General features: G+C 71.1%; 22 protein-coding genes and 2 pseudogenes. 17 read left to right on the top strand and 7 right to left on the bottom strand.

The window, feature by feature from the left end; translation table 11 throughout:
• Positions 1-153: 153 nt before the first annotated feature.
• The 9 genes from O3Q52_RS15610 to O3Q52_RS15570 all read left to right on the top strand — a co-directional run bounded on the left by O3Q52_RS15610 (position 154) and on the right by O3Q52_RS15570 (position 10786).
• Positions 154-2244, top strand: a complete 2091-nt coding sequence (locus O3Q52_RS15610) for a tetratricopeptide repeat protein (RefSeq protein WP_269649379.1) — start codon at positions 154-156, stop codon at positions 2242-2244.
• 159 nt (positions 2245-2403) lie between these two features.
• Complete coding sequence (ald, locus tag O3Q52_RS15605; RefSeq protein ID WP_269649383.1) at positions 2404-3519, top strand: alanine dehydrogenase; 1116 nt, start codon at positions 2404-2406, stop codon at positions 3517-3519.
• A gap of 422 nt (positions 3520-3941) precedes the next feature.
• Positions 3942-5078 (top strand): ParA family protein, encoded by a 1137-nt coding sequence (locus tag O3Q52_RS15600; protein ID WP_143635976.1) that lies wholly within the window; start codon positions 3942-3944, stop codon positions 5076-5078.
• Positions 5063-5638, top strand: coding sequence for a hypothetical protein (locus tag O3Q52_RS15595; protein WP_269649378.1), 576 nt, complete (start codon positions 5063-5065; stop codon positions 5636-5638). The genes O3Q52_RS15600 and O3Q52_RS15595 overlap by 16 nt, the downstream gene beginning before the upstream one ends.
• A gap of 18 nt (positions 5639-5656) precedes the next feature.
• On the top strand, positions 5657-6790 hold the full coding sequence (locus tag O3Q52_RS15590; RefSeq protein ID WP_269649377.1) for a ScpA family protein: 1134 nt from the start codon (positions 5657-5659) through the stop codon (positions 6788-6790).
• Entirely contained in the window at positions 6787-7443 is a 657-nt protein-coding gene (gene scpB, locus O3Q52_RS15585) for an SMC-Scp complex subunit ScpB (protein WP_269649376.1), read from the top strand. Before O3Q52_RS15590 ends, scpB begins: the two co-directional genes overlap by 4 nt.
• Positions 7443-8669, top strand: a complete 1227-nt coding sequence (locus tag O3Q52_RS15580) for a pseudouridine synthase (RefSeq protein WP_269649375.1) — start codon at positions 7443-7445, stop codon at positions 8667-8669. Before scpB ends, O3Q52_RS15580 begins: the two co-directional genes overlap by 1 nt.
• 306 nt (positions 8670-8975) lie before the next feature.
• Positions 8976-9770, top strand: coding sequence for an NUDIX domain-containing protein (locus O3Q52_RS15575; RefSeq protein ID WP_269649374.1), 795 nt, complete (start codon positions 8976-8978; stop codon positions 9768-9770).
• Positions 9767-10786, top strand: coding sequence for an ADP-ribosylglycohydrolase family protein (locus O3Q52_RS15570; RefSeq protein ID WP_269649373.1), 1020 nt, complete (start codon positions 9767-9769; stop codon positions 10784-10786). Before O3Q52_RS15575 ends, O3Q52_RS15570 begins: the two co-directional genes overlap by 4 nt.
• A gap of 69 nt (positions 10787-10855) precedes the next feature.
• On the opposite strand, the gene O3Q52_RS15565 is transcribed toward O3Q52_RS15570, so the two are convergent.
• The 3 genes from O3Q52_RS15565 to O3Q52_RS15555 all read right to left on the bottom strand — a co-directional run bounded on the left by O3Q52_RS15565 (position 10856) and on the right by O3Q52_RS15555 (position 12645).
• Positions 10856-11302: a Rieske (2Fe-2S) protein gene (locus O3Q52_RS15565; RefSeq protein ID WP_269649372.1), complete on the bottom strand. Its 447-nt coding sequence runs from the start codon at positions 11300-11302 to the stop codon at positions 10856-10858.
• Positions 11299-11883: a DUF6529 family protein gene (locus O3Q52_RS15560; protein ID WP_269649371.1), complete on the bottom strand. Its 585-nt coding sequence runs from the start codon at positions 11881-11883 to the stop codon at positions 11299-11301. The genes O3Q52_RS15565 and O3Q52_RS15560 overlap by 4 nt, the downstream gene beginning before the upstream one ends.
• 87 nt (positions 11884-11970) lie before the next feature.
• Positions 11971-12645 (bottom strand): hypothetical protein, encoded by a 675-nt coding sequence (locus tag O3Q52_RS15555; RefSeq protein WP_269649370.1) that lies wholly within the window; start codon positions 12643-12645, stop codon positions 11971-11973.
• Positions 12646-12886: 241 nt separating this feature from the next.
• Here O3Q52_RS15555 and O3Q52_RS15550 point away from each other — a divergent pair, with 241 nt between their 5' ends.
• The 6 genes from O3Q52_RS15550 to der all read left to right on the top strand — a co-directional run bounded on the left by O3Q52_RS15550 (position 12887) and on the right by der (position 18011).
• Positions 12887-13351 carry a YidB family protein gene (locus O3Q52_RS15550; RefSeq protein ID WP_269649369.1) on the top strand — a complete coding sequence of 155 codons (465 nt, stop codon included), beginning with the start codon at positions 12887-12889 and terminating at the stop codon, positions 13349-13351.
• Between the two features lie 134 nt (positions 13352-13485).
• Complete coding sequence (gene aroH, locus O3Q52_RS15545) at positions 13486-13848, top strand: chorismate mutase (protein ID WP_269649368.1); 363 nt, start codon at positions 13486-13488, stop codon at positions 13846-13848.
• Positions 13845-14930 carry a prephenate dehydrogenase gene (locus O3Q52_RS15540; RefSeq protein WP_055613796.1) on the top strand — a complete coding sequence of 362 codons (1086 nt, stop codon included), beginning with the start codon at positions 13845-13847 and terminating at the stop codon, positions 14928-14930. Before aroH ends, O3Q52_RS15540 begins: the two co-directional genes overlap by 4 nt.
• 187 nt (positions 14931-15117) lie before the next feature.
• The gene (cmk, locus tag O3Q52_RS15535; protein WP_269649367.1) at positions 15118-15813 is read left to right on the top strand and encodes a (d)CMP kinase; all 696 of its coding nucleotides are present in this window, start codon (positions 15118-15120) and stop codon (positions 15811-15813) included.
• A complete protein-coding gene (locus O3Q52_RS15530) occupies positions 15771-16463 on the top strand; it encodes a 1-acyl-sn-glycerol-3-phosphate acyltransferase (protein WP_269649366.1) in 693 nt (230 codons plus the stop codon). The genes cmk and O3Q52_RS15530 overlap by 43 nt, the downstream gene beginning before the upstream one ends.
• A gap of 75 nt (positions 16464-16538) precedes the next feature.
• A complete protein-coding gene (gene der, locus O3Q52_RS15525; protein ID WP_269649365.1) occupies positions 16539-18011 on the top strand; it encodes a ribosome biogenesis GTPase Der in 1473 nt (490 codons plus the stop codon).
• Positions 18012-18093: 82 nt separating this feature from the next.
• On the opposite strand, the gene O3Q52_RS15520 is transcribed toward der, so the two are convergent.
• Positions 18094-18513: a hypothetical protein gene (locus O3Q52_RS15520; protein ID WP_332112915.1), complete on the bottom strand. Its 420-nt coding sequence runs from the start codon at positions 18511-18513 to the stop codon at positions 18094-18096.
• A 155-nt stretch (positions 18514-18668) separates the two neighbouring features.
• Positions 18669-19460 (bottom strand): hypothetical protein, encoded by a 792-nt coding sequence (locus tag O3Q52_RS15515; protein WP_269649363.1) that lies wholly within the window; start codon positions 19458-19460, stop codon positions 18669-18671.
• A 579-nt stretch (positions 19461-20039) separates the two neighbouring features.
• Here O3Q52_RS15515 and O3Q52_RS15510 point away from each other — a divergent pair.
• Together O3Q52_RS15510 and O3Q52_RS15505 are read left to right on the top strand one after the other, a co-directional pair.
• On the top strand, positions 20040-20660 hold the full coding sequence (locus O3Q52_RS15510; protein ID WP_269649362.1) for a transglycosylase family protein: 621 nt from the start codon (positions 20040-20042) through the stop codon (positions 20658-20660).
• Between the two features lie 97 nt (positions 20661-20757).
• Positions 20758-21315 (top strand): annotated as a pseudogene (locus tag O3Q52_RS15505) (transglycosylase family protein); the annotation flags it as partial.
• 187 nt (positions 21316-21502) lie between these two features.
• Here O3Q52_RS15505 and O3Q52_RS15500 read toward each other — a convergent pair.
• A pseudogene (locus tag O3Q52_RS15500) lies at positions 21503-22144 on the bottom strand (ABC transporter ATP-binding protein); the annotation flags it as partial.
• The coding region (locus O3Q52_RS15495) for an ABC transporter ATP-binding protein (protein ID WP_269649361.1) at positions 22141-22994 on the bottom strand (854 nt) is incomplete at its 5' end. The pseudogene O3Q52_RS15500 and the gene O3Q52_RS15495, both read right to left, overlap by 4 nt.

Raw genomic sequence — 22994 nt, 5'->3', positions numbered from 1 at the left:
GTCCGCCCCACCGGTGTGACGATCGCCTGATCCGATCGGGGGACGTGCCCGCCGCGCTCGGCACAGATCGTCGCAGAGCGTGAACTAGGCTCTGGAAACGCCCCGACCGGAGTCCCGGCGGGCTTGCGCGTGCAGTGGGACGGGAGTGTGCCCGTGACGGATCAGGCGGTGGACGCCGGCGACACGGCGGTGTCGGAGGAGGAGCGACGCCCGGCTGCCGAGCCTTCCCCCACGGAGAGTCAGTTCCTCGGCCGCACAAGAGAGTTGAAGGAACTGCGGGCCGACATCGAGCGGGCCGGTCTGGACACCCTCGCGGGCCGGAAAGCGCCACGCGCGCGCGTGCTGCTCATCGCGGGCAAGCCCGGATCCGGCAGGACCGCGCTCGCCGAGGAACTCGTACGGCAGGTCGCGGACAGTTACCCTGACGGTGTCCTGAGGGCTCGGCTCACCGAGCCCGACGGCACGCCCGTGGCGACCGAACGAACCGCCCGTGACCTGCTCACCGCCCTCGAACTGACCGCCCCCGCAGGGGCCGACGAGGACGAGCTCGCCGAGCGGCTGCGCGAGGGGCTCGCCACTCGCCGTGTACTGCTCCTGCTGGACGACGCGGCGGACGCCGAGCAGGTCGACGTGCTTCTCCCGGAGACCCCGGACTGCCTCGTCGTCGCCGTCTCGGGCGGACCCCTGACCGGGATCTCCGACGTCCGGCCCTGCACCCTCGGCGGCCTCGACACCAAGTCCGCCCTCGAACTTCTCGACCGCTACACCGGCTCGGTACGCATCACCGTCGACCCGCTGGCGGCCGAAGGACTCGTGCAGATCTGCGCGTCCCAGCCCGCCGCGCTCGTCCTCGCCGGCGCCTGGCTGGCCCACCGGCCCAAGGCGGCCGTGGCCGACCTGGCCAAGCAACTGCGCACCGAGGGTGACGAAGGCCGTCTTCTCGACGTTCTCGAACGCGTCTTCCGCCTCTCGTACGCGGCCCTGCCCTCGGCCGCCGCGCGGATACTGCGACTGCTCTCGCTCGCCCCCGCGGGTCTCGTGGACCCGCACACCGCGTCCGCGCTGGCCGGCTGTTCGGTCGGCGCCGCCCGCACCACCCTGGACGACTTCACCAGGCTCGGCCTCGTCCGGTCCGTCGAGTCGCCCCTGCCGCAGTACGAGGTGCCGGGCTGCCTGCTGCCGCTGCTGCGCTCGCTCACCGAGACCCAGGACCGCCCGGCCGAACTCCAGCTGGCGCGCGCCCGGATGCTGGAGCGGACCGTACGGCTGCTGGTGTCCTGCCGCGCGATCACCGAGACCGACAGCTCCCCGGCCCGCGAGAAACTCGCCGGGATGCCCCGCGCGCTGCGCTTCCCGAACCCCCGCGCCGCCGCCGACTGGCTGCGCATCCGGCAGCCCGCGCTGCTCGCCGCGGCCCGGCTCGCGGTCGCCGACGGAGAGCTGGACACGCTGGCCCGCCGCCTCATGGCCGCGCTGGTCAGAGCGATGGTCGCGCACTTCGGTACGCAGGCGGCGGCGCCCGAGCTGTACGGCATCCACCGGCTCGTCCTGGACGTGGCCGAGCGCCGGGACCTGCCCCGCGAGAAGGCCGCCGCGCTGCTGAACCTCGCCGACCTGGACGCCCAGACCGGCCGTACGAGGAACGCGCTGGCCCGCTACCGGGCCGCTCTGGACGCCGGACGCGAGGCGAACGATCCGTATGCGACCGGCCGCGCGATGGAATCCGTAGGCGGCGCGCACCAGGAGCTCGGGGACCACGACCGGGCCGCCGACTGGTTCGGGCGCGCCCTCGCCCAGCGGCTCGCGCGCGACGAGCGCGAGGACGTGGCCCGGCTGCACGGACGCATCGCCACCGCGCACACCTACGCGGGCCGCTACGGCGAGGCGCTGCGCAACTGGCGCTCGGCGATCACCGGCTACCGCAAGAGCGGCGATATGGCCGGTCAGGCAAGGGCGTTGAGCGAGATGGGGCGGGTGCAGGAGTACGCGGGCCGGCCCGAGGAATCCCTCGCCACCTGCCAGGAGGCGGTCGAGTGGGCGCGCCGCGCCGAGGACACCCGGCTGCAGGCCGCGCTGCACCTCCGGCTCGCCGACACGCTGGACCGGCTGGGGGACCCCGCGGCCGCCGGGCTGCACCGCGGAGCGGCCGAGCGCATGCTGGGTGACGAGCTCCCAGAGGACGCGTCAGCCAGGGAAAACGACGCTAACGCCTGCGAAATCCGTAGTACATCCGAAGAAGATTGATGCATTGAAAGGCTAGACAGAGGGAATCCCTTCATTAGACTGGCTCCGCCGCGTCTTTTCGTGGTGTCTCCCGGTGTGCTCCTGTGCATGCCGGTATGTCGGGCCATGTCCTGGCATGCGTGACCCCAGACCCCTTCTGAGCCAAGGACCGTGATCGACGTGAAGGTCGGCATCCCCCGCGAGGTCAAGAACAACGAGTTCCGGGTGGCCATCACCCCCGCCGGCGTGCACGAGCTGGTGCGCCACGGCCACCAGGTCCTCATCGAGCAGAACGCCGGAGTCGGCTCGTCGATCCCGGACGAGGAGTACGTCGCCGCCGGTGCGCGGATCATCGCCACCGCCGACGAGGTCTGGGCCACCGCCGACCTGCTGCTCAAGGTCAAGGAGCCCATCGCCGAGGAGTACCACCGCCTCCGCAAGGACCAGACGCTCTTCACCTACCTGCACCTGGCCGCGTCCAAGGAGTGCACGGACGCGCTCGTCGAGTCCGGCACCACGGCGATCGCCTACGAGACCGTCGAGCTGCCCAGCCGCGCGCTCCCGCTCCTCGCCCCGATGTCCGAGGTCGCGGGCCGCCTCGCCCCGCAGGTCGGCGCGTACCACCTGATGCGCTCGGTCGGCGGCCGCGGTGTGCTCCCCGGTGGCGTCCCCGGCACACAGCCCGCGCGGGCCGTCGTCATCGGCGGCGGTGTCTCCGGCTGGAACGCCACGCAGATCGCCGTCGGCATGGGATTCCACGTCACGCTGCTCGACCGCGACATCAACAAGCTCCGCGAGGCCGACAAGGTCTTCGGCACCAAGGTCCGGGCGATCATGTCCAACTCCTTCGAGCTGGAGAAGGCCGTCCTGGAGGCCGACCTCGTCATCGGCGCCGTGCTCATCCCGGGCGCCAAGGCGCCGAAACTGGTCACCAACGAGCTCGTGTCGCGAATGAAGCCCGGAAGTGTTCTTGTCGACATCGCCATCGACCAGGGCGGCTGCTTCGAGGACTCGCGTCCGACGACTCACGCGGAGCCGACCTTCCCGGTGCACGGCTCGGTCTTCTACTGCGTTGCCAACATGCCGGGCGCCGTGCCCAACACGTCGACATATGCCCTCACGAACGCCACGCTGCCTTACATCGTCGAGTTGGCGAACCGCGGCTGGGTCGAGTCGCTGCGCCGCGACCCGGCGCTCGCCAAGGGCCTCAACACGCATGACGGCAAGGTCGTTTACCGTGAGGTCGCGGAGGCGCACGGGCTGGAGCACGTCGAGCTGGAGACCCTGCTCGGCTGACGATACGACCGATCTGTCCCGACCCGTCAGGCGATCTCTCCACCGATAAAAGGCGATACGTCAACACAGGTCGTCAACATGGCGCGTACGGCCGGACCTTGTCCTACAAGGTCCGGCCGGATGTGTGTCGAGTCACTTTGCGAGACTCGTTCAACTCGCCTCGAACGTAACCCTTGAACCGTTTCGCACACCCGTGAAACCTGCCGTGCGACGCCCTTACGCCCTTGACAGAGGGGTGTTCCGTTGCCGACACATCGGGCCGGGTCCGGCGGATTGTGTTGCTGCGGACCGGTGACACGCCATAGAGTCGCCAACCGTCGGCATGGTGCCACGCTGACCTATCTAGAAGTTTCCTGGTCACCAAGGAGGTAAGACGACTTGTGAATGAGTCGACATTTACTCCCGGGGGTGGTCAACCAGGAATGCCTGCGCAGGGCTCAAGGCCCACGGGGCTCGAGGCTGTCGGCTCCGTTGCTGTGCGCACCTTCGCAGCCCACCAGAGTCTCCACCCCTCGCGGACGACTCAGCCCGCACACCAGAGCATGGATGGCCATCACGTGAACGCCATGGCCGGCAACGGAAGTGGCGAGAACCGCACCCACTTCGCCGACTACGACGACCTGCCCGAGGGGCACTTCTACGACCCCGACGCCGAGTACGAGCCCGATCCGGAGTACGCGGCCACGCTCGCGCCCGACGCGGCGCGCCAGCGGCGTGAGCGCATCGGCCCGACCGGGCGCCCGCTGCCGTACTTCCCGATCCCGGGCCCGCTGACCGATCACGGCCCCGCGAAGATCATCGCGATGTGCAACCAGAAGGGCGGCGTCGGCAAGACGACGTCGACCATCAACCTGGGCGCGGCACTCGCGGAGTACGGACGCCGGGTCCTGCTCGTCGACTTCGACCCGCAGGGCGCACTGTCCGTGGGCCTCGGCGTCAACCCGATGGAGCTCGACCTCACGGTCTACAACCTGCTCATGGAGCGGGGCATGGCGGCCGACGAGGTGCTCCTGAAGACAGCGGTCCCGAACATGGACCTGCTGCCCAGCAACATCGACCTGTCGGCCGCCGAGGTCCAGTTGGTGTCCGAGGTCGCGCGCGAGTCCACGCTGCAGCGGGCCCTGAAGCCGCTGATGGCCGACTACGACTACATCGTGATCGACTGTCAGCCCTCGCTCGGTCTGCTCACCGTCAACGCCCTCACGGCGGCCCACAAGGTGATCGTGCCGCTCGAGTGCGAGTTCTTCGCGCTCCGCGGTGTCGCGCTGCTCACCGAGACCATTGAGAAGGTCCAGGAGCGGCTCAACCCCGAGCTGGAACTCGACGGCATCCTCGCCACGATGTACGACTCGCGGACCGTGCACAGCCGTGAGGTGCTCGCGCGCGTGGTCGAGGCGTTCGACGATCACGTCTACCACACGGTGATCGGCCGGACCGTCCGCTTCCCGGAGACCACGGTCGCCGGTGAGCCGATCACGACGTACGCCTCCAACTCCGTCGGTGCCGCCGCCTATCGCCAGCTCGCCAGGGAGGTGCTCGCCCGGTGTCACGCCGAGTGAGTCTGCCGGGGGCCGACGAACTGTTCCGTACGACCGGGGGAATGGCGCTTCAGGCGTCCAGCCCCAGGCGCCAGGCAAACGGCGAGGCCCGGGTACCGGCTCCGGCGGGCGAGAGCGACGCCGCTGCCGCCGGGGAGGACGCCCCGCAATCCGTACCCGTGCGGGGCGGCGACGGCGAGGGCGACGAACATGTCGCCGCCGACGCCGAGTCCTCCGACGGTGAGTCCCGGAGTCGGGGCGCCGCCGGGGACCGTTCCGGGCGGCGTCAGGGGGTGCAGGAAGGTTCTGCCGGGCCCTCCACGGGCGCGCAGCCGCGCAAGCGCGGGCGCGGCTCCGGGCGGCGCCCCAGCGGGCGTGAGCGGCACGACGAGAAGATCACGGTGTACGTGTCCGCCGAGGAGCTCATGGACCTCGAGCACGCCCGGCTGGTGCTCCGTGGGGAGCACGGGCTGGCCGTCGACCGTGGGCGGATCGTGCGGGAGGCTGTCGCCGTGGTGCTCGCGGATCTCGAATCCCGTGGGGACGCGAGCATCCTCGTACGACGGTTGCGCGGGCGGTAGCGGTAGCCTGCGACGGCTATGACCTCGAACGACGTCCCTGCCACGGCCTCCGGCGGTTCCGGTGGTCGTCGGCGTGTGCTGGGGCGGGGGCCTGGGGGTACGGCCCCGCCTGAGCCCCCGGGCGAGGTGTTGCCGCCTGCGGCGGAGCCGGAGCCGCCTGCGGCGGAGAGCCCGTCTGGGGTTGCGGACGGTGCTTCGGCTGCGGACCGTGGAGCGTTGTGCCCACCCTCCGGAACGCCTGCCCACAACGCGGCGGGCGAGCCAACCGGCGAGCCCGGAGCCGTCCGCGCCGAAGAACAGCCCGAGGTCGTCGAGCCTGAAGAGCCCGTCGCCGACGAACCCGATGACGGGGTCTTCAAAGTTCGGCTTGCCAACTTCGAAGGGCCGTTCGATCTGCTGCTCCAGTTGATTTCCAAGCACAAGATGGATGTCACCGAGGTCGCACTCTCCAAGGTCACCGACGAGTTCATGGCGCACATCAGGGCGATGGGGCCGGACTGGGACCTCGACCAGACGACCGAGTTCCTGGTGGTCGCGGCGACGCTGCTCGATCTGAAGGCCGCCCGGCTGCTGCCGTCCGCCGAGGTCGAGGACGAGGCGGATCTGGCGCTGCTGGAGGCCCGGGACCTGCTCTTCGCGCGGCTGCTGCAGTACCGGGCGTACAAGCAGATCGCCGAGATCTTCAACCGGCGCCTCGACGAGGAGGCGCGCCGCTACCCCCGTACCGTCGGGCTGGAGGCGCACCACGCCGAGCTGCTGCCCGAGGTCGTCATCAGCATCGGGGCGGAAGGATTCGCCAAGCTCGCCGTGAAGGCGATGCAGCCCAGGCCGAAGCCACAGGTGTACGTCGACCACATCCACGCGCCGCTCGTGAGCGTGCAGGAGCAGGCCGCGATCGTGGTGGCCCGGCTGCGGGAGCTCGGAGAGGCCAGTTTCCGCTCGCTCGTCGAGGACACCGACGACACCCTCACCGTCGTGGCGCGTTTCCTGGCCCTTCTGGAGCTCTATCGGGAGAAGGCGGTCTCCCTGGACCAGGAGGAGGCTCTGGGGGACCTGGTGGTGCGCTGGACGGGCGGGGACGGGGATGCGCAGCCGACGGTGACCGACGAGTTCGACAGGCCGCCGGAACCGGTCAAGGAGGAGAAGGCGTGAGCGAGGACACCACCGAGGCCCCGGCGGGTCCGCCCGGCGTCGCCGATCTCGACCTCAAGCCCGCCCTGGAGGCCGTCCTCATGGTCGTGGACGAACCCGCGACCGTGGAGCACCTCTCTAAGATCCTGGAGCGGCCGAAGCGGCGGATCGCGGCTGCTCTGCGCGAGCTGGCCGACGAGTACACCATCCAGGGGCGCGGCTTCGAGCTGCGGCTCATCGCCGGCGGCTGGCGTTTCTACAGCCGGCCCGAGTACGCGGCGGCCGTCGAACGCTTCGTCCTCGACGGGCAGCAGGCCCGGCTCACCCAGGCCGCGCTGGAGACGCTGGCGGTCGTCGCGTACCGCCAGCCGGTCAGCCGCAGCAGGGTCTCGGCGGTCCGCGGAGTGAACTGCGACGGCGTGATGCGCACCCTCCTGCAGAGGGGTCTGGTCGAGGAGGCGGGCGCGGAACCCGAAACAGGTGCGATCCTGTACAGGACGACGAACTACTTCCTGGAGCGAATGGGCCTGCGCGGCCTGGACGAGCTCCCGGAGCTCGCGCCCTTCCTTCCGGAGGCGGACGCGATCGAAGCAGAGACGCTGGAAGGGGTCCCGTCGTTCGATCCGGACGCACCGGATGCAGATGCAGACGACACGACGACGACGGAACTTTGATGCGAAGCAGTGGCAGCGGCAGTGGCAGGAACAACGGGCGCGGCAACCCCCGCGGGACCGGCGGGGGCGGCGCCCCTCGCGGCTCCGGTGGGGGCGGTGGCCCCCGCGGTTCCGGCGGAGGCGGTGGCCCCCGTGGCTCCGGTGGAGGCGGTAACCCTCGCGGTTCCGGCGGCAGCGGCAATTCCCGGGGAACCGGTGGGGGCGGCTCCCCGCAGAGGAGCGCGGGAGGGCGCGACGACAGGCCGAAGCGGGCAGGCAACCCCCGTCCGGAGGAGCGCCGCTACGACGTAGGCCCCGGCGCGACCCACGACGGCCCCAAGTCGGGGCGCGGCAGCTCGGCCCGCGGCGGTGCCAAGGGCGGTCCCAAGCAGGGCCAGCAGCGCGGCGGCCGTACGGAGAACGCGCGCTCCCGTGAGTACGAGACACGTACCGAGGAGCGCAACAGGGACCGGTACGCGGGCAGGCCCGAGGTCAAGACGCCCAAGACCTTCCCGGGTGCCGAGCAGGAGGGCGAGCGCCTGCAGAAGGTGCTCGCGCGCGCGGGCTACGGTTCGCGGCGTGCCTGCGAGGAACTGGTCGAGCAGTCCCGGGTCGAGGTCAACGGCGAGATCGTCGTCGAGCAGGGCATGCGCGTCGACCCGGAGAACGACGAGATCAAGGTCGACGGACTGACCGTCGCCACGCAGTCGTATCAGTTCTTCTCGCTGAACAAGCCCGCCGGCGTGGTGTCCACCATGGAGGACAACGAGGGCCGTCAGTGCCTCGGTGACTACGTGACGAACCGTGAGACGCGGCTCTTCCACGTCGGGCGGCTCGACACCGAGACCGAGGGCGTCATCCTGCTCACCAACCACGGCGAGCTTGCACACCGCCTCACGCACCCCAAGTACGGCGTGAAGAAGGTCTACCTCGCGCACATCGTGGGCCCGATCCCGCGCGACCTGGGCAAGCAGCTCAAGGACGGAATCCAGCTGGAGGACGGGTACGCCAAGGCGGACCACTTCAGGGTCGTCGAGCAGACCGGCAAGAACTACCTCGTAGAGGTGACCCTCCACGAGGGCCGCAAGCACATCGTGCGGCGCATGCTCGCCGAGGCCGGCTTCCCGGTCGACAAGCTCGTGCGCGTGTCCTTCGGACCGATCACCCTGGGCGACCAGAAGTCGGGCTGGCTGCGGCGGCTGTCGAACACCGAGGTCGGGATGCTGATGCAGGAGGTCGGCCTCTAGGCCCCTGCGCCCTCGGGCTTCTGGACCTCTGGACTTCTGGGTCCCTGGAGGACCTCCAGAGAAAATCGTCTCCTTCGTAGAGACCTGTTTGGTACGGCATCGGCCGGTTCCGGGACTTCCCGGGGCCGGCTGATGTGCGTTCGGGGGTTGTGGCGGCCCCTCCCGCTATTTATAGTCGTATTGACCATTAAGGGAACGCCCTCGCCGGGCGCGGCCGATGGAGCAGGGCCCACGGGGGTGGTCCCGGTCCCTGGGACGTCGCCCGGCGAGGTGCAGGACGGCCGTGAAGGCCAGGAGGAGGGGGCAATGGAGGGCTACGACAAATACGCCTTCGAGCCCTTCGCCGTCACCGTGGATCTCGCGGTGTTCACGGTCCGGGCGGGCGGGCTCCAGGTGCTGCTGATCGAGCGCGGACAGGAGCCGTACGCCGGCCACTGGGCGCTGCCCGGAGGGTTCGTGCTGCCCCAGGAGTCCGCCGGAACGGCCGCCCGGCGTGAACTCGCCGAGGAGACCGGCCTGTCGGACGTCTCCGGGCTGCATCTGGAGCAGCTGCGCACCTACAGCGAGCCGGACCGCGATCCCCGGATGCGGGTCGTCTCCGTGGCGTACACTGCGCTGCTGCCGGACCCGCCCGAGCCGCGCGGCGGCGGGGACGCGGCGAGCGCGCGCTGGCTGGCGTACGACGGGCTCGGGCCGCTCGCCTTCGACCACGACCGGATCCTCGCGGACGCCCATGAACGGGTCGGCGCCAAGCTCGAATACACCTGCCTGGCCACGGCGTTCTGCCCGCCGGAGTTCACGCTCGGGGAACTCCAGCAGGTCTACGAGACCGTGTGGGGGACCGCGCTCGACCGGCCGAACTTCCGGCGCAAGGTGCTCGCCACGCCCGGGTTCGTCGAGCAGATCCCCGGTGCGGCGCGGCTGACCGGAGGCCGGGGGAAGCCTGCCGCGCTGTATCGCGCGGGCGACGCCACCGCACTGCACCCACCGCTGCTGCGACCGGCACCGGCACCGGCAGCGTCTCCAGCGTCGGCGCCGGCACCCGCGCCGTCGGCGCCCCAGGCATCACCGTCATCGTCGTCGGAAGGACGATCCTCATGACCACGACCGTCAGGAAGCACGCCGCCACCGGGGCGTTGGTCGGACTCGCCCTCGGGGACGCGCTCGGTTTCCCGACCGAGTTCAACGATGTGCCGTCGATCCTCGCCAAGTGCGGGCCCTGGCGGGAGATGGAGCTGCCCACCCCCGCGTACGTCACCGACGACACGCAGATGACGCTGGCGCTGGGGCGGGGGCTGCGGACGGCCATGGACAGAGGGTTGCTGGGGCCCAAGCGGATGGAGCGGCCCGTACGCGAGGAGTTCGTGGACTGGTACCAGTCTCCGCAGAACAACCGCGCACCCGGACGTACGTGCCTGGTCGCCTGCGAGAAGCTGAAGCGCGAGGGCCTGCCCTGGCAGGACGCCAGCCAGATCCACTCCAAGGGCTGCGGTGCCAACATGCGTGTCGCGCCCCTCGGTCTCATCTCCGGGCTCAGTGACGAACAGCGCGCGGGCGCCGCCCAGTTGCAGGCCGCGCTCACCCACGGGCATCCGACCGCGCTCGCCGCGTCCGACCTCACCGCGCACGCGGTGCGACTGCTCGCGCAGGGCGCCGAGCCGACCGGACTGGTCGGCCTGCTGCGCTCGTACGCGTACGAGAACCGCACGCGCTACAACGAGCGCTGGCTCGGCGACCTGTGGACGCGTTCCCAGGACCCGACGCCGACGCACTTCATCTCGCGCGGCTGGGACGAGTGCCTGGAGGTCCTGGAGCGGCTTCAGGGGGCCCTGCGGTCGCCGTCGCCCGAGACGGACCCCTGTCTGGCCACGGGGGCCGGGTGGATCGCCGAGGAGGCCCTCGCCACCGGCCTGCTGTGCTTCCTGCTCTTCGTGGACGAGCCGGTGACGGCCCTGCGCCGGGCCGCCTGCACCTCGGGGGACTCGGACTCGATCGCCTGCCTCGCCGGCGCTTTCGCAGGGGCGTACCTCGGTGCCGATGCATGGCCTACGGAGTGGGCCGACAGGATCGAGTACCAGGGGGATCTGATGGCGTTGGGGGCACTCTGGGACGACTGACCGGCCGATAGGGCTACTGACCAGCCCACCAGCCCACCAGCCCACCGGTCCTGCGGGGCGCGTGATGGGTCAGGTGACGCTGATCGAGTCGCCCGTGACCGTGATCTGCTTCGCGGGGAGCGGCTTCTGGGCCGGGCCCTTGGCCACCGAGCCGTCGGCGATGCGGAACTCGCTGCCGTGGCAGGTGCAGTTGATCGTGCCGTCCGAGACGTTGGCGACGATGCAGCCCTGGTGCGTGCAGACCGCCGAGAAGGCCTTGAAGCCGCCCTCCTCGGGCTGGGTGACGACGACCTTCTCGTCCTTGAAGATCTTGCCGCCGCCGACCGGGATGTCGGCGGTCTTGGTCAGTTCCTCACCGGCGGGCGCCTCGCCCCCGGTCCCGCTCTCCGCGGGGGCGACCGAGGATGCCCCCTCCTCGCTGCCCCCGTCGTTCTCGTCCCCGTACTTGCTGCAGCCGACAACCAACGCGGCCGCGCCCGTCGCGAGAACCGCGCGCCGCGTGGAGGGGTGGGTCATGTCGTCACTCCGAACGTGCGGAAGAACCAGAGGGCGGAGGTCAGCCAGACCACCGTCAGGGCCGAGAAGACGAGTCCGCCGACGATGGGCAGCACCCAGCCGGGCAGACGCTCCGAGCGGAGCAACAGCATCTTTGCACTGAATGCACCGAAGAAGAAGCAACCCAGGATCGAGTGCCACAAAACGCGCGGCTCGTACGTCTGATATCCCAAAGCGTACAAACAGTGCACGGCAACTGGAACCGCAACAAGGAAAGCGATTCGCCCCGACCAGCGGTGCAGCACGCCCGACCAGCTCGGGCCCGGGAGGCGCCCGTAGACCATGAGCGCCGACACGAGCTGCACGACCGCGAAGCCCATCGCGGCCGTGGCGAGCCACGACTTGACCGCGCTCGTGCTGCTGAAGCCCGCGAGGTTGAAGGCGGTGCCCTCTGGGTCGTGCACATTGCCGTAGACGCCGAGGCCGACCGCGACCGCGCCCGCGACCAGGGCCGGTACGAGATAGGTGGCGGCTCCCGGGCGGCGGGAGGCGGGGCCGGGCGGCGGAAAGTTCTGGGTGGCGGCGTTCGGGTCCACGGTCATGGTCGGCTCCCTGCGGTCACGGGTGATGGGGCAAGGGGCGGAGCGAAGAGCGAAGAGCGGGGCGGAGCGGAGGAACGGGCGGGCGGATCACGGGGTCACGGGCTCGGCCGTGAGCCGCTGCCCGTCGACCGTCACGACGCCGGTCTCGGGGTCGATTCGGGGTGCGGGGCCCGGCTTGCCCGCGCGGTTGAGGATGCCGACCTGCTGGCCGCTCGGCAGGACGATCCAGCCGCCGTCGACCTCGGCGCCGCGCACGGTGGCGGTCGCGCGGTACAGCCCGGAGGGCTTGACGGCCTTGTCTGCCGTGAAGCCGTACTTCCGCTGTCCCATGTCGACCGTGCCGCGGATCCGCTTGCCCTTCAGTTCGCCGGTGAGGACGTTGCCGTTCTGGCCGGTGAGCCGCATGCTGCCGTCGGCCTTGACGTCACCCTTGAGCCACGACTCCTGGTCCTTGCCGTCGCAGGAGTACGCGACCGCCTTGCCGTCGCGCAGGGTGACCGCGACCGCGGAGGAGTCGTCGTCCGTGCGGCCCGCGTAGTCGGCGTTGGGCACGGCGGTCTTCGACGGGCTGGGCGAGGGCGAGGCCGACGGCTTGCCCGACGGGGGTGAGGCCGTGGGCGTCGGGCTCGCCGACACGACGTCACCCGAGGACTCGCTCCCGGTCGACGTACTGCGCGTCCCTTCCGTCACATTGAGCGACAGCATGAACAGGGCGAGCAGTAGTCCCGCGAGGAGCGTGAAAAGTGGTCCGGAACGCTTCATCGAGCCTCCCCCGAGGCGTGGCGCGGACAGCCTCACCATGCAAGCGGACCCGCGGCCCCTGCGTCCAGAGGCGCACAGGAGCGACTTCGCGGAAATCAAAGGACGATCACACCGTAGAGGACAACTTCACTCCAAGTGGTGCCAAGTAGTTATTCGGGTGACATTGGTGCAATCCGGGTCGAGCGGCTCGCGGGACGAGCCTCACTGGACCGGTTCGGCCACCTCCACGAAAGGCATGACCATGGCGGGTAGCGATCTGGGCAGTCTGCTCGGCAGTGTTCTCGGCGGAGGCGCTCGGAGCGGCGCCGGCGGAGGGGTGGGCGGGGCCGGAGGGGCCGCCATTCTGGGCTCGCTGCTCCAGGCACTCATGAACGACCGGGGCGGGAGCGGCGGCACCGGGAGCGGCACCGGGAGCGGTGGCAACCCACTGGGCGGCCTGATGGACCTGCTCGCCCGGTCCGGCCTCGCGGAGCAGAACGACTCCTGGGTCGGCACCGGCCAGAACCAGTCCGTGACCGGCGCGCAGATCCAGCAGGCGCTGCCCGACGAGACGCTCAAGCAGGTCGCCGACGAGGCCGGCGTCACCACCGACCGGGCCGCCACCGAGATCGCGCAGACCCTGCCCAAGGTCGTCGACCGGCTGAGCCCCGACGGACACCTGCCGGACGCCTCGCTCGAAGACCTCGTCAAGCAGCAGCGGTTCTGAGGCTCGCGACGTGCCAGTGCGCCCTTCCGGGACAGCGCGGCGGGCGTCTCGGCAGGCGGGCGCCCGGTACCGGGCCACCGAGGGCTGACTAGGCTGGATGTACCAAGAGCCGTACATCAGCAAGGAGCATCACCGTGGCGGTACGAGCGGTCCGGGGCGCCGTCCAACTGGAGCGGGACGAGGCCGGCCACATGGACGAGCAGGTCAGCGAGCTGCTCACCGCCATACTTGAGCGGAACGGGCTGACCACCGAGGACCTGATCAGCATCTGGTTCACGGCGACGCCCGACCTGCACAGCGACTTCCCGGCCGCCGCAGCACGCAAGCTCGGCATCGTCGACGTACCGCTGATCTGTGCGCAGGAGCTGGACATCGAGGGCGCGATGCCCCGGGTCGTGCGGGTCCTCGCGCACATCGAGTCCGATCTGCCGCGCTCCGAGATCGCGCACGTCTACCTGGGTGCCGCGGGCGCGCTCCGCAAGGACATCGCCCAGTGAGAACCGCACTTGTCATCGGCACCGGACTGATCGGTACGTCGGCCGCGCTGGCCCTGGCGGGGCGCGGCGTCGTCGTGCACCTCGCCGACCACGACCCGGAGCAGGCCCGTACGGCGGCCGCGCTCGGCGCCGGCACGGACGAGGAGCCCACCGGGCCCGTCGACCTCGCGATCATCGCGGCGCCGCCCGCGCACGTGGCCTCGGCGCTCGCCGACGCGATGCGTCGCGGCGTCGCGCGCGGCTACCTCGACGTGGCCAGCGTCAAGGGCGGCCCCCGCCGCGAGCTGGAGGCGCTGGGCCTCGACCTGTCCGCGTACATCGGTACGCATCCCATGTCGGGCCGCGAGAAGTCGGGCCCGCTGGCCGCGACCGGGGACCTCTTCGAGGGGCGCCCCTGGGTGCTGACGCCGACCCGGGACACGGACACCGAGGTCCTCAACCTCGCGCTGGAACTCGTCTCGCACTGCCGTGCCGTACCGGTCGTCATGGACGCCGACGCTCACGACCGCGCGGTCGCCCTCGTCTCCCACATGCCCCACCTGGTGTCGAGCATGGTCGCCGCGCGGCTGGAGAACGCCGAGGAGGCGGCCGTACGCCTCTGTGGTCAGGGCATCCGTGACGTGACCCGGATCGCCGCCTCCGACCCGCGCATGTGGATCGACATCCTCTCCGCGAACCCGGGCCCGGTCGCCGACCTCCTTGCGGACGTCTCTGCCGACCTGGACGAGACCGTGCAGGCCCTGCGCGCCCTCCAGTCCTCCGACGAGGCCAAGCGCAGTGAGGGTTTCACCGGCATCGAGGACGTCCTGCGCCGCGGCAACGCCGGCCAGATCCGCGTCCCCGGCAAGCACGGCGCCGCCCCGACCGTCTACGAGAGCGTCGTCGTCCTCATCGACGACCAGCCGGGCCAGCTGGCCCGTATCTTCGCCGACGCGGGCCGCGCGGGCGTCAACATCGAGGACGTCCGCATCGAGCACGCGACCGGGCAGCAGGCGGGTCTGGTCGAGCTGATGGTGAAGCCCTCGGCGGCGCCCGTGCTGACGGCGTCGCTGCGGGAGCGGGGCTGGTCGATCCGGCAGTAGGGCCGGGCGATGCGCGATTCGGTGCCGTGACCCTGGTTCCGGTGATCGTTGCGGCGGTGGCCCCAGGGGCTGTGACGGGGGCACCACGGGGTCCGTAAAACGGGGTCCGGGAAGCCAGTAACCTTGTTCGGGGCACGATCGCGCCCGAACCAGCCCACCACCCCGTACCAGGAAGGTGCCCGCACCCGTGGAAACCACCGCCGCCCGGACCGCTCCGGCCGTGATTGTCGCCATCGACGGTCCCTCCGGCACGGGCAAGTCGAGCACCTCCAAGGCCGTCGCCGCCAAGCTCGGCCTGAGCTACCTGGACACGGGCGCCCAGTACCGGGCGATCACCTGGTGGATGGTGACCAACGGCATCGACATCACCGACCCCTCCTCGATCGCGGACGCGGCCGGCAAGCCCGAGATCGTGTCCGGTACGGACCCCTCGGCGCCGACGATCACGGTCGACGGCACGGACGTCGCGGGCCCGATCCGCACCCAGGAGGTCACCTCCAAGGTCAGCGCGGTCAGCGCCGTGCCCGAGGTGCGGGCCCGGATCACCGAGCTGCAGCGCTCGATCGCCTCGGCGGCCGGGCAGGGCATCGTCGTCGAGGGCCGGGACATCGGCACGACCGTGCTGCCCGACGCCGACCTGAAGATCTTCCTCACCGCGTCCCCGGAGGCCCGCGCGGCCCGCCGCAGCGGTGAGCTCAAGGGTGCCGACGTCAACGCCACCCGCGAGGCCCTGATCAAGCGGGACGCGGCCGACTCCAGCCGTAAGACCTCGCCGCTCGCCAAGGCGGACGACGCGGTCGAGGTGGACACCTCCGATCTCACACTCCAGCAGGTCATCGAGTGCGTCGTCACCCTCGTCGAGGAGAAGCGGGCCACGAAGTGAGCGTCGCGTCCGTGCCCTCGGTCAAGGGCGCCGAGGTCGGGCGGCGCATCGGCGTCGGCTTGATGTACGGCCTGTGGAAGCCGCGGGTGCTGGGCGCCTGGAAGGTCCCCGCGACCGGTCCGGTGATCTTCGCGGTCAACCACTCCCACAACATCGACGGCCCGATGGTCATCGGTGTGGCGCCCCGGCCCTCGCACTTCTTGGTCAAGAAGGAGGCGTTCGTCGGCCCGCTCGACCCCTTCATGACCCGCGTCGGCCAGATCAAGGTCGACCGTGACACCACCGACCGGACGGCCATCACGCGCGCGCTGGGCGTGCTGGAGAACGGCGGGGTCCTCGGGATCTTCCCGGAGGGCTCCCGCGGCGAGGGCGACTTCGCCGCACTGCGCGCCGGGCTCTCCTACTTCGCCGTCCGCAGCGGGGCCCCGATCGTCCCGGTCGCCGTGCTGGGAAGCACGGAGAGGCGCGGACGGTTGATAAAGGCGCTGCCCCCGCTGCGCAGCCGGGTCGACGTCGTCTTCGGGGACCCCTTCGAGGCGGGCGACGGCAGCGGACTGCGTACGCGCAAGGCGCTCGACGAGGCGACCGTGCGGATCCAGAAGCAGCTCACCGCGCACCTGGAAAACGCCAGGCACCTCACGGGGCGTTAAGAGACACTCCAGTAGTGGATCGTCCGATACGGGCGGTCCACCGATCACCACGATGAACTACGAGGTACGGACTTCATGAACGACCACATCCAGCCCGACGGCTCGGCCGAGCACGAGCACGGGGCGCTTGGCGATGCCGAGTACGCGGAGTTCATGGAGCTCGCCGCGGAAGAGGGCTTCGACGTCGAGGACATCGAGGGCGCGATCGAGGCGGCCGGCCACGGCCCGCTCCCGGTCCTCGCCGTCGTCGGCCGTCCGAACGTCGGCAAGTCGACCCTGGTGAACCGGATCATCGGCCGACGGGAGGCCGTCGTCGAGGACAAGCCGGGCGTCACCCGCGACCGCGTCACCTACGAGGCCGAGTGGGCGGGCCGCCGCTTCAAGCTCGTCGACACCGGCGGCTGGGAGCAGGACGTCCTCGGCATCGACGCCTCCGTGGCCGCCCAGGCCGAGTACGCGATCGACGCGGCCGACGCGGTCGTCTTCGTCGTCGACGCCAAGGTCGGCGCCACCGACACCGACGAGGCAGTCGTACGACTGCTGCGCAAGGCCGGCAAGCCCGTAGTCCTGTGCGCCAACAAGGTCGACGGCCTGAGCGGCGAGGCCGACGCCTCGTACCTGTGGGCCCTGGGCCTCGGCGAGCCGCACCCCGTCTCCGCGCTGCACGGCCGCGGCACCGGCGACATGCTCGACGCCGTCCTGGAGGCGCTGCCCGAGGCCCCTGCGCAGACCTTCGGTACCGCGATCGGCGGCCCGCGCCGCATCGCCCTCATCGGCCGCCCGAACGTCGGCAAGTCGTCGCTGCTGAACAAGGTGGCCAACGAGGACCGTGTGGTCGTCAACGAGGTCGCGGGCACCACCCGTGACCCGGTCGACGAGCTCATCGAACTTGGCGGTGTCACCTGGAAGTTCGTCGACACGGCGGGCATCCGCAAGCGCGTCCACCTCCAGCAGGGCGCCGACTACTACGCCTCGCTGCGTACGGCCGCGGCCGTGGAGAAGGCCGAAGTAGCCGTCATCCTGATCGACGCCTCCGAGACCATCTCGGTCCAGGACCAGCGCATCGTCACGATGGCCGTCGAGGCCGGGCGCGCCATCGTCCTCGCCTTCAACAAGTGGGACACCCTCGACGAGGAGCGCCGCTACTACCTGGAGCGCGAGATCGAGACCGAGCTCGCCCAGGTCTCCTGGGCGCCCCGGGTCAACGTCTCGGCGCGTACGGGCCGCCACATGGAGAAGCTCGTCCCCGCGATCGAGACCGCGATCGAGGGCTGGGAGGCGCGTGTTCCCACGGGCCGGCTGAACGCCTTCCTGGGTGAGCTGGTCGCCGCCCACCCGCACCCGGTCCGGGGCGGCAAGCAGCCCCGCATCCTCTTCGGCACCCAGGCGGGCACCAAGCCGCCGCGGTTCGTGCTGTTCTCCTCGGGCTTCATCGAGCACGGCTACCGCCGCTTCGTGGAGCGCCGGCTGCGCGAGGAGTTCGCCTTCGAGGGCACGCCGATCCACATCTCGGTGCGGGTGCGCGAGAAGCGCGGCAAGAAGAAGTAGCCGCACGGGACGTTACGCACATGGGTGAGGGCCCCGCGGAACCGCGGGGCCCTCACCCATGTGCCTCAGTCTTCCCGGTGCCTCAGCGCTCCCGGCGCGCTCCGGGCGGGAGCGCCGCCGGGAGCAGACCGGTGGCGTGCTGCCGCGCCACCGGCTGCCAGACGGACGTGACGGTCTGGCTCTGGTGCGTGGACACCTGCCCCGTCTGCTGCCCGACGTGCCGCATGCCGTACGCGGTCGGCGTGTACGCACCCGAGTTGGACGAGCTCGTGCTGAGCAGCCCCGTCCCGTGCAGCCCGGATCCCCGCAGGCTAGAGCCATGCAGACCTGAGCCGTACAGGCCTCCGCCGTGCGGCCCGGTCCCGAAAGCCGTGAAGCCGAGCTCCTCCTCGCCACTGCGGTCGCCCGGCAGGGTCCGGAAGGCCTTGCGGAACTCCGCGAAGAGCGCGTCGTAGATCGGCGTGGCCGAAGGGGTGCCCGCGGTGTCCTGTACCGGCCGCATGGCCGGGATGGGGGACGTGTACGGCAGGCGGCGGGGGGAGTCGTAGGTGTGCACGTCTGTGCCAACGACCCCGCCGCCCTTCGGATGCGGCCGCCGGTCCGTATTGGCCGGTCACCGGGAGTGTTTCCGGCGCATTCGTGGACCGGGGCCCGCGCTCAGGTGCCGGCCAGGGGCATCGCGCTCGCCACCAGCTGGCCGCCCGCGGCGGCCTTGTCGAGGGCCTGGCGCAGCAGGTCCTCGCGGGGCTGGCGGCCGATCGAGCCGACCGGGGCCGCGAACAGCAGCACCTGCTGGTGCTTGTTGGCGGCCGCCCGCCAGCTGTCGGTGACCTGGAGCGGCTGGTGAGCCTGCCACCAGGCGACGGGGGAGCCGCCGCCGGTGCCGGGCTGCAGGACCGCGTGCAGCTGGCCCATGGCGAGCAGCACGGACCAGCCGTGCAGTACGGGCGGCACTTCCGTGAGCTGGCTCAGCGGCATGAAGCCCTGCTCGATGAGGAGCGGCAGGAAGTCGTCGCCCGCTCCTCCCGTCGTGCCGGGCCGGGCGATGCGTCCGGTCGGCTCGACGACGAGCGCGGGCTGCAGCTCGCCGCCGAGCAGGACGAGCCCGCTGGTGACTCCGAGGACGGCCTGCTCGGGCAGGGCCTCGGCGGGGCGCTCGTCCCCGGTGATGGAGTCGCCGGTGATGGAACGGACGGCGCCCTGCAGTTGCTCCTCGGTCACCTGGACGACCTGCGAGGGCAGGCAGGTGGCGTGCGCGAAGGCGAGTACGGCGGTCTCGTCGCCGATGAACAGGACGGTGCTGGTGCGCTCCTGTTCGGAGTCGCCCTGGGTGCGGCAGGACGTGCAGTCGTAACTGCCCGGGGCGTTCTCTCCGGCGAGCAGCCGGTCGGCTTCTTCGTCGCCGATCTCGGCGCGTACGTCGTCGCTGACGTCGAGCATGCGCGGCACGGGTGGCTCCTCGGGATGCGGTGCGTGGTGCGGCCGGGTGGCCCCCGGCCCATGAACCGGATGGGTTCCCGGCTCATGAAGAAGACAACGGGCGATCTGTGGCCGGAGTCACGCCCGAGAGCGAACGGAATCGAACCATCCTGCGCACAGGGTGAACCCGGCTGCGGAATCTGTTACTCCACGCCAACTTCTCGGGGTTCCAAGGAAGTTGATCCGGTGAGGTGAGTCACAGATCGTCAGGTCCGTTGGTCGACAAATCCGGAAATCAGCGAATGAAGCGGGTGTCTCAAATTCGACGATACTCCCGGTAACGGTGAACTGGCCTGGAATGACAAGGAGTTGGTTGTTACCGGGCCTCTCGGCTCTCTACATTGCTCCGCCGTGTGCAACGAGCACCGCTCGGGTACGTCCGCCGACCGCACAGCAAGTCAGCCAGAAGTACGACCGGCATCACCACAAGCGCCACCAGTACCACCAGCACCATCTCCGGCGGACGGGGCGAAACGGGAAGGACCGCGTCGACACGCGGGACCGTCCGTGCCGCCTTGGGGGAGCCCGGGTCCTTGGAGAGGGAACTACATGTCCGAATGTGCCGATACCACTCGTAAGACTCGTACCACGGCGGTCCTCGCCGGGGCGGCGCTGCTCGCCCCGCTCGGACTGCTCGCCGCCACCGGCAACGCCGCGGCGGCGGACAGCGGAGTGTGGGACCGCATCGCCCAGTGCGAGAGCGGCGGCAACTGGCACATCAACACCGGGAACGGCTACTACGGAGGACTCCAGTTCTCCGCCGGCACCTGGCGCGCGTACGGCGGCTCGGCCTACGCGTCCACCGCCGACAAGGCCTCCAAGGCGCAGCAGATCGCTGTCGCCACCAAGGTGCAGCGCGGGCAGGGATGGGGCGCCTGGCCCACCTGTTCGTCACGCGCGGGCGCGTCCGGCGGTGCGCCCGCGGCGTCCGCGCCCACCACCCCCACCACCAAGGCCGCCCCGTCGAAGCCGGCGAAGGCGCCGGACCGTTCGACGGGCCACACCGGCCGCGGCTCGTCCCGCGGCGACTACACCGTCCGCAGCGGCGACACGCTGAGCGCCATCGCGGCCCGGCACGGAACCACCTGGCAGCGGATCTACGCCGCCAACAAGGCCGCCATCGGCGGGGACCCCGACGTGATCGTCCCCGGCCAGCGGCTGGAGCTGTGAGCCCGGGGCCCCACCCGGTCCTCCGACCGGGTGGGGCCCCGTCGGACACCTGCGCGGCTCGCCGACGGGCCGTCACCACCCTGCCTAGCGTGGCCCGATGTCGATCAAGCGCATGCGGTACGCGGCTGTCGTCGCCGTCGTCCTGGCCGTACTCGCCCCCGCGGTGGCGGTCGCGGCACCACCGCCCGCGGGACCACCGCCCACGGCACCAGGTCCGCCGGTGCCGGGACGGGTGCCCTACAACTGCGCCAGGGACCAGTGGCCGTGGGGCTGTCTCGCTCAGTGCGAGAGCAGTGGCCGCTGGGACGCGAACACCGGGAACAGGTTCTACGGAGGACTGCAGTTCTGGCAGCCCACCTGGAAGGCCTTCGGCGGACTGGCCTACGCGCCGCGCGCCGACCTCGCCACGCGTGACGAGCAGATCCGGGTCGCGGAGGAGGTGCTGCGCGTCCAGGGATGGGAGGCGTGGCCCGTCTGTGCCAAGAGGTACAAGCTCAAGGGCCGGGCGCATGTGGTGAGGTCCGGCGAGTCGCTCGCGTCGATCGCCCGCCGGTACCGCGTCAAGGGCGGCTGGAAGGCGCTCTACAAGCTCAACCGGAAGATGATCGGGGAGTATCCGCAGCGGCTGAACGTCGGCACCATGCTGAAGCTGCCGAAGGGGGCGGGACCGGGACGGCTGGTCACTCCGGTGCTTCCTCCGGCGACTTCTCCGGCGGTTCTTCCGGAGGACGCGGCCACCGGCTCCCCGAGTCTCCCGGGCGGGTCGGACTTGGCGGACTCGCGGGCCCGGGCCGTCTCGACGCCTCCGCCGGTCCTGATGGGCCCGCCGCCGAGACCGCCGTCTCCGTCGCCTCGCCGCTGAACACGACCGCGCCGCGCCGGAGTTCGTACACGATCGCCGTTCTGCCGTGCAGGCCTGGCGGCAGGCGCTGTTCGGCCACGATCACGCACGCGTCGAGGCCGCTCAGCAGCTCGTAGGTGCGGGCGGCGACCGTCGGGGACATGCCCTGCGCGGGTTCGTCGACGATGACCACGCGCGCGCGTGCCAGGAGGGCGCGGGAGAGGGCGAGCATGCGCTGCTCGCCGCCGGAGAGGGTTCCCGCCCTTCTGGCGAGCAGCGGGCCCAGTTGGGGATACGCGTCCAGGGCGGGCGCGAAGTCCTGGCCGGGAGCCGCGAGTCCGAGGTTCTCGCGGACGGTGAGCGAGCCGAAGACGGCCCGGCGGTCCGGGACGAGGCACAGACCGCGGCGGGCCCGTTCGTACGCGGGCATTCCCGTGACGTCGGTGCCGTCCCAGACCACGGCCCCGCGGGACAGGGGCACGGTTCCGGCGAGGGCGCGCAGCGCGGTCGTACGGCCCGAGCCGTTGCGGCCGAGCAGGACGGTGACGCCGGGGGCGGGCGCGTGCAGTGTCACCCCGTGCAGCGCCTCCAGCGGGCCGTGCCGCACGCGCGCGTGGCGCAGCGAGATCCCGGACGCGCTCATCCGTCGACCGCCGTTCCGGGCCCCTGGCTTCCTCGGCCGCCTTGGTGTCCCTGGTGTGTTTCGAGCCGGTCGAGGCCTTCCAGTACGTGGTCGGCCGGACCGGAGGCGACGACGCGGCCCGCCGTCATGACGTGCACGGTGTCGGCCAGGTCGGCCACGAGGTCCAGATCGTGCTCGACGACGAGCAGGGCCGTACCGTCCGCGGCCAGCGCCCCCAGCACGCGGGCCAGCGCCGCCACTTCGCCCGTGTCCAGCCCCGCCGCGGGCTCGTCGAGGAGCAGGACACGGGGGCTTCCCGCCAGGGCCCGCGCGAGTTCGACCCGCCGCAGGGTTCCGGTCGGCAGGCCCGCCGCAGGGAGCGCCCGTACGGCTCCGTCGAGCCCGAGCAGCCGCAGCACCCGTTCCACGGCGTCCCGGTCCACGACTCGGCCCTGCTCGGCCCCCACGCGTACGTTCTCGGCCACCGTCAGGGTCGGGAAGACGGCGAGTTGCTGAAAGGTGCGGGCGATACCGAGCCGGGTCCGGGCGTGGGCGGGCAGCCGGGTGATGTCCCGCTCCCCGAGCCCGATCCGCCCGGCATCCGGCCGCACGGTCCCGGCGAGACAGTGGAACAGCGTGCTTTTCCCTGCCCCGTTGGGCCCGACGACGGCGGTGATCCTGCCCGGGGCCAGATCGAGGTCCACGCCGTCCAGAGCGGTGAACCCGTCGTAGGCGACGCGAAGGGCACGGGCGCGGAGGACCGGGAGGGCCGGCGTGCTGCGGGACGTCCGGGGGCGGGTGGGCGAGACAGGCCCTGCTGCGCGGGCTCCGGCTCCGGCTCCGGCGGGCGGGGTCGGCTTTGCCGCGCCAG

The organism is Streptomyces sp. ActVer, assembly GCF_027270795.1.
Classification (GTDB): domain Bacteria; phylum Actinomycetota; class Actinomycetes; order Streptomycetales; family Streptomycetaceae; genus Streptomyces; species Streptomyces umbrinus_A.
This window is presented reverse-complemented; position numbering and strand designations above follow the sequence as displayed.

Coding starts and splice junctions, on each gene's coding strand:
- O3Q52_RS15600 (WP_143635976.1), top strand. CDS start 3,942: ATGCCTGCGCAGGGCTCAAGGCCCACGGGGCTCGAGGCTGTCGGCTCC.
- O3Q52_RS15590 (WP_269649377.1), top strand. CDS start 5,657: ATGACCTCGAACGACGTCCCTGCCACGGCCTCCGGCGGTTCCGGTGGT.
- O3Q52_RS15580 (WP_269649375.1), top strand. CDS start 7,443: ATGCGAAGCAGTGGCAGCGGCAGTGGCAGGAACAACGGGCGCGGCAAC.
- O3Q52_RS15575 (WP_269649374.1), top strand. CDS start 8,976: ATGGAGGGCTACGACAAATACGCCTTCGAGCCCTTCGCCGTCACCGTG.
- O3Q52_RS15570 (WP_269649373.1), top strand. CDS start 9,767: ATGACCACGACCGTCAGGAAGCACGCCGCCACCGGGGCGTTGGTCGGA.
- O3Q52_RS15565 (WP_269649372.1), bottom strand. CDS start 11,302: ATGACCCACCCCTCCACGCGGCGCGCGGTTCTCGCGACGGGCGCGGCC.
- O3Q52_RS15560 (WP_269649371.1), bottom strand. CDS start 11,883: ATGACCGTGGACCCGAACGCCGCCACCCAGAACTTTCCGCCGCCCGGC.
- O3Q52_RS15555 (WP_269649370.1), bottom strand. CDS start 12,645: ATGAAGCGTTCCGGACCACTTTTCACGCTCCTCGCGGGACTACTGCTC.
- O3Q52_RS15550 (WP_269649369.1), top strand. CDS start 12,887: ATGGCGGGTAGCGATCTGGGCAGTCTGCTCGGCAGTGTTCTCGGCGGA.
- der (WP_269649365.1), top strand. CDS start 16,539: ATGAACGACCACATCCAGCCCGACGGCTCGGCCGAGCACGAGCACGGG.
- O3Q52_RS15520 (WP_332112915.1), bottom strand. CDS start 18,513: ATGCGGCCGGTACAGGACACCGCGGGCACCCCTTCGGCCACGCCGATC.
- O3Q52_RS15510 (WP_269649362.1), top strand. CDS start 20,040: ATGTCCGAATGTGCCGATACCACTCGTAAGACTCGTACCACGGCGGTC.